Origin of the sequence: Leptolyngbya cf. ectocarpi LEGE 11479, from assembly GCF_015207065.1 — a bacterium.
Lineage (GTDB): Bacteria > Cyanobacteriota > Cyanobacteriia > Phormidesmidales > Phormidesmidaceae > Leptothoe > Leptothoe ectocarpi.
Genome location: NZ_JADEXP010000463.1, coordinates 1 through 4150, shown reverse-complemented (window position 1 = coordinate 4150; position 4150 = coordinate 1). Strand labels below are relative to the sequence as shown.

At 46.6% G+C, this 4150-nt stretch carries 3 protein-coding genes and 1 pseudogene; 3 read left to right on the top strand and 1 reads right to left on the bottom strand.

Annotated features, from left to right (window positions below; translation table 11 throughout):
• The first annotated feature begins 243 nt into the window (after positions 1-243).
• The 3 genes and pseudogenes from IQ260_RS28370 to IQ260_RS28360 form a co-directional block, all read left to right on the top strand.
• A complete protein-coding gene (locus IQ260_RS28370; protein WP_193996424.1) occupies positions 244-534 on the top strand; it encodes a hypothetical protein in 291 nt (96 codons plus the stop codon).
• A gap of 829 nt (positions 535-1363) precedes the next feature.
• Positions 1364-2068 (top strand): hypothetical protein, encoded by a 705-nt coding sequence (locus IQ260_RS28365; protein ID WP_193996423.1) that lies wholly within the window; start codon positions 1364-1366, stop codon positions 2066-2068.
• Positions 2069-2372: 304 nt separating this feature from the next.
• A pseudogene (locus IQ260_RS28360) lies at positions 2373-2669 on the top strand (hypothetical protein); the annotation flags it as partial.
• 614 nt (positions 2670-3283) lie between these two features.
• Here IQ260_RS28360 and IQ260_RS28355 read toward each other — a convergent pair.
• Positions 3284-3844 carry a hypothetical protein gene (locus IQ260_RS28355; protein ID WP_193996422.1) on the bottom strand — a complete coding sequence of 187 codons (561 nt, stop codon included), beginning with the start codon at positions 3842-3844 and terminating at the stop codon, positions 3284-3286.
• Positions 3845-4150: the final 306 nt, after the last annotated feature.

Below are 4150 nucleotides of genomic sequence, written 5' to 3'. Positions count from 1 at the left end.
AAACAGAGACCGGCGAGCTAGGGCGGAAACCCTACAAAGACGGAGCAGTAGAGCCAAACCAACAACCCCAGGAAACAAGCCAGAGAAACGCCTAGAGCCCTGCTAGCGGGCAGCAAGCAAACAACGGTAGCAACGTAATGGACACCAACCCACCCCAGCTAAAGGCCACGGCTGGGGGTGCAACAACACTAAACGGCAGGGCAACAGACTTGTAAGGCACCCTGCCGCTACAACAAAATAGCGATGCAACAACTTGAACTAAAACCCAAGCCCGATATACTCAACGCCTGCCCGTGGGCACGCCCGCACCGCGACGGCCTCGCCTGCGGCGTAGTACTAGCTGTGCCCTTGCGGCTGCCCTACGGGCTAGCACCGTGGCTACGTGCGCAGGGCTGGCGAAGTAAGGCGGTAGCCGCTGACCGGGGACAGTATGCGGTATTGCTGGCCGGGGGCTGCGCTGTAGAGCTGCTGAGCTGGGTACCACGGCCAGAAAGCCACGGAAGTCTAACAGCGGGGAATTACCTGCCCTGGTAGAGCAGCAGGCCCCTCTAAGGGCCACACGGCGACCGCTGACGCACACGACCGGCCTAGGCTGGGGAACGAAGACACTACCGGCACCGAGCAGCCTAACGGCTAGAGTGCTCGCAGAAACCCTTACCTCTCCTTTCTCTCTCTTCTCTGCAGACTCCCCAGCTAGCCGCTGGCACCCCAAGAGCATAAGCGCTCACAGCTTTGCTGTGATAAGCTGCCGCTTGACGGTGACAGTGGCGAAATAGCGTGAGCAGCGCGAACAACAACCGTCCACGGCGTAGCAATGTGCAGTGTGGCGGCGTAGGCGGATGGGCAGCGGTTTTGGGTGATTGGGTAGTGGTTGCGATCGCAAAGCCTAGGAGGTCTTGAATTGCTGCTCAAGGTGGCAACGAGGCAGCAAAGGATTCACCAAGATTATAAATTTGTGACTGGATAGATGAGTCACTTGAATTAGCCGCAATCACTGGCGCTCGACAAGTTAAGAGCAATAAGTCTCACGTCAAAATGTTCGAGCACATGACCATCATTGAAGTTCCTTTCTTAAGCTTTAAAGAAAATGTAAGAAGGGAACTCTACTCCAGCAAATAGGTAGACTATGAGCCTAAAGCTAAAGGAAAGTATGGATGTTTTTCAGACGCCCCGAAAGTAAACCTCAAAAATCAATTCTCCCAAAGCTTATCATTGATGATGATGAGCTTCCCGAAAACTTAAAGAATGCGGCCCGAAGAAAATCTGAAAATAATGATAATCGAAGTTTCTCTCTATCGTTCTTTCTATCGATGGTTGCCGCAGCTCTTCTAATATTTTTATTAATCTAACCCATGTCTAATCAATGAACTCTAATAAGAGTATATTAGGAAAAGTAATAAAAGCTGTCTATGAATATATAGTTCATGTCTCAAAAAACTTAATCCAATATCTATTTTTTTGGAACAGAAAGTATAAACGCTGGCTGAGCAGTAAGTCTTCTTTACCTGTTTTAATCCTTATTTGTTTACTCCTAGGGGTCGCTGTTACGTTTAAGTTTGGGAATCTAGATTCTTCTACGATCACAACTAATAAGGAATTAATTGATACAATTTCTACAATTTTTAGTCTCTTTGGCTTTTTAATAGGTGGAACTTTAGCTTATATACGTTTCTTTAAAGGGCGTGTACTCAAACCTAAGCTTGATATAGAAGTTCAATCTTCATGTATTCCTAGCAAGACTAAAAACTTACATTGGATTGATATTTCTATTGCTAATACAGGCAATGTCGCAGTTTGGGAGGATGGGCTATGGATATACTGGATAGCACATTCACTTGATCGAAATTCAATGGACGTATTGGACAACAGAGCAGATATGTCTGACAGAATCATTCAATCTCCTTATAAGAATGGAAGTAGCTTAGTCGATGTCGGTGAAACAACTTTTGAACATGCTGTTATTGAGCTAGATAAAGAGGCCGAAGCATATACCTTTGAGGTGATTTTGTCAGATCTTGAAAATACTGTTTGGCGTCGGTGCATCACAGTCAAAAATAAATTCGACTAATTCCACAGCCCACGACAAACCAGCGAAGCTATTGCTTGAAAACTGTTCTAATTAAAAGACATCAATACTGATTATTGCCTTGCCCCGCTGCAACGCGACGCAACTATCCAGCAGCCCACAAAGGGTTGAGATCGCAACCCTCAACCACCCCTGTGACCCCCATCACCAAACTTCCTCAGCCAAACTCAGAAACCCCTTAAGCAATCCTCAGACGCCGGTCAGATGACGTTCAGCTAGCTCCCGCATTCTAGTAATCAATGAAGCAAGTAAACACATTTCACTGATTCACCAAGGAGCTTTAAACATGAAACGCACTATCCTTTCCGCCTTAACCGTTCTCGTTGCCTCCGCTGCCATTGCCCCCATCGCCGCTGCCGCTGAACCTGCTAGCTTCAACATTCAGTCAGCTTGCCTCGAAGAACTCGACAGCCGCACTAAGAATTCTGTCCACAAACTACGCCTTGAGCATCTCAACAATCAGACCAAGGCCATCGAAGATATTCAGTCCGCCCGTCTAGAAGCCCTAGACGCCCGCACCAAAGCCGTTGATAACATCCAGGAAGCCCGCCTAGAAGCCCTGGACGCTCGTACGAAGTCCGTCGCCCACTAACGGAGCAAGGCGTATTCGGGCTAACCAAGTTTGGGTGCCGAGTGCGTCTCCGTACATCTGTGAAGCTTCATTATCTTTCATGAGGCACCCTTTCCCACTCAGATTCTCTCCAACAACACACACTTCAAGCCTCTGCCATATCGGTAGGGGCTTTTTTATTGGGCTAGAAGTTATGATTTCAATCTTAGTAGCGTGGAAATGCCGATTAGCTCACCCCGTTTGATAGGGCGAGCTAATTGCTGGAACAACGTAAAAGGGATTTTAATCTTCCTTTACCTTCGTCACAAAAGTAGTCAAGACTCTGAAAAATAGGCACAAAACAAGCATTGCGGAAACAAATCCACCATACTCTACGAGCTTAACTACGATAGGTTCTGCTACCCCCAAAGATGTTTCCGAAGTTTCTAATTTCTCAGAAATTACACGATGCATTGTCGGTGTCATGATGTTACCTTCCAGAAAAGTTGTTACACAAACTTTCCGACACCTGTACTTGACCAATTTCTAGGCTGTGCTAAGTTAAAAGTACCAAAATTAACAAGTAGCTCGGTGCCTCTGGTTGGTGTCGGGCTATTTTATTAGGTTCAAGGAATCAAGTTGGCTCGTTAAGCAGCTTCCTCCTGCGAATATTCCAAACTTGCATAGGCGTTCCGGCCTAACTTCTGCCATCTAGGATGCTCGCTTCTAATCCCAGCTCTGAGTTCAGCAGATAGTGAATTTCGTGCTCGATTGAGTTCATCGTCGTTGTAAGCATCGTAAATAATACGGCTTAGCTCCGTCGTAGTTAAAGGCCCTGCATTATCTTCTAATACTGTTTCGGCAATATCAGCCAATTTCATTCCTTTGAACTCATCTCGGAGCATTTCTGTAGGGTTACGACGACTATTCTGTTTATACGTAAGCAAAGCCTTATCAGCATCTATTTCAGCACCTATGATTTCTATAACACCTTCTATGGAAGTCACATATCCTTGAAGTTGCTGCACACTAACTTGTATCTCAGCTAGCTGCTTGAGGCGTTCGGCAAGCTCTTGCTTCCGTTCTGCCAAGAGTGCTTCTAGTTGCGACTTTTTTTCGTGGGCAGTGAGTGGTAATGCAGCAGGCCCCTTTTGCTTCAGTAAAAGAGCATCTACATCAGATTTTTTGGACTCAACTGAAGAAGACATTCTGTCCACCCCTTCGCAAAACTTGTTAATCTCGTATAAGTTAGCAAGTTCGAACAAGATTCGCAAGCACCAACCACTACATTTAGGGCTTTATCTTTGAATAGTGGTACTAGATATAGCGGTTTTGATACTAGAGAACTACTTAACAAAGGTGCCAAGGTCTCACTCAAACGACGTACCAGTAGCACTTGCACTCGCCCCTACGCTGACCACGACGTAGCAACATCTGCTTTACAAATATTCAGACCACAAAAAAGGGGGCCGAAGCCCCACGCCGCTAGTAAGCCTCGGGCCGATGAACCACGA

Excerpts from the sequence above, each read along its gene's own strand:
- IQ260_RS28365 (WP_193996423.1), top strand. The coding sequence starts at position 1,364 with ATGAACTCTAATAAGAGTATATTAGGAAAAGTAATAAAAGCTGTCTAT.
- IQ260_RS28355 (WP_193996422.1), bottom strand. The coding sequence starts at position 3,844 with ATGTCTTCTTCAGTTGAGTCCAAAAAATCTGATGTAGATGCTCTTTTA.
- IQ260_RS28370 (WP_193996424.1), top strand. The coding sequence starts at position 244 with ATGCAACAACTTGAACTAAAACCCAAGCCCGATATACTCAACGCCTGC.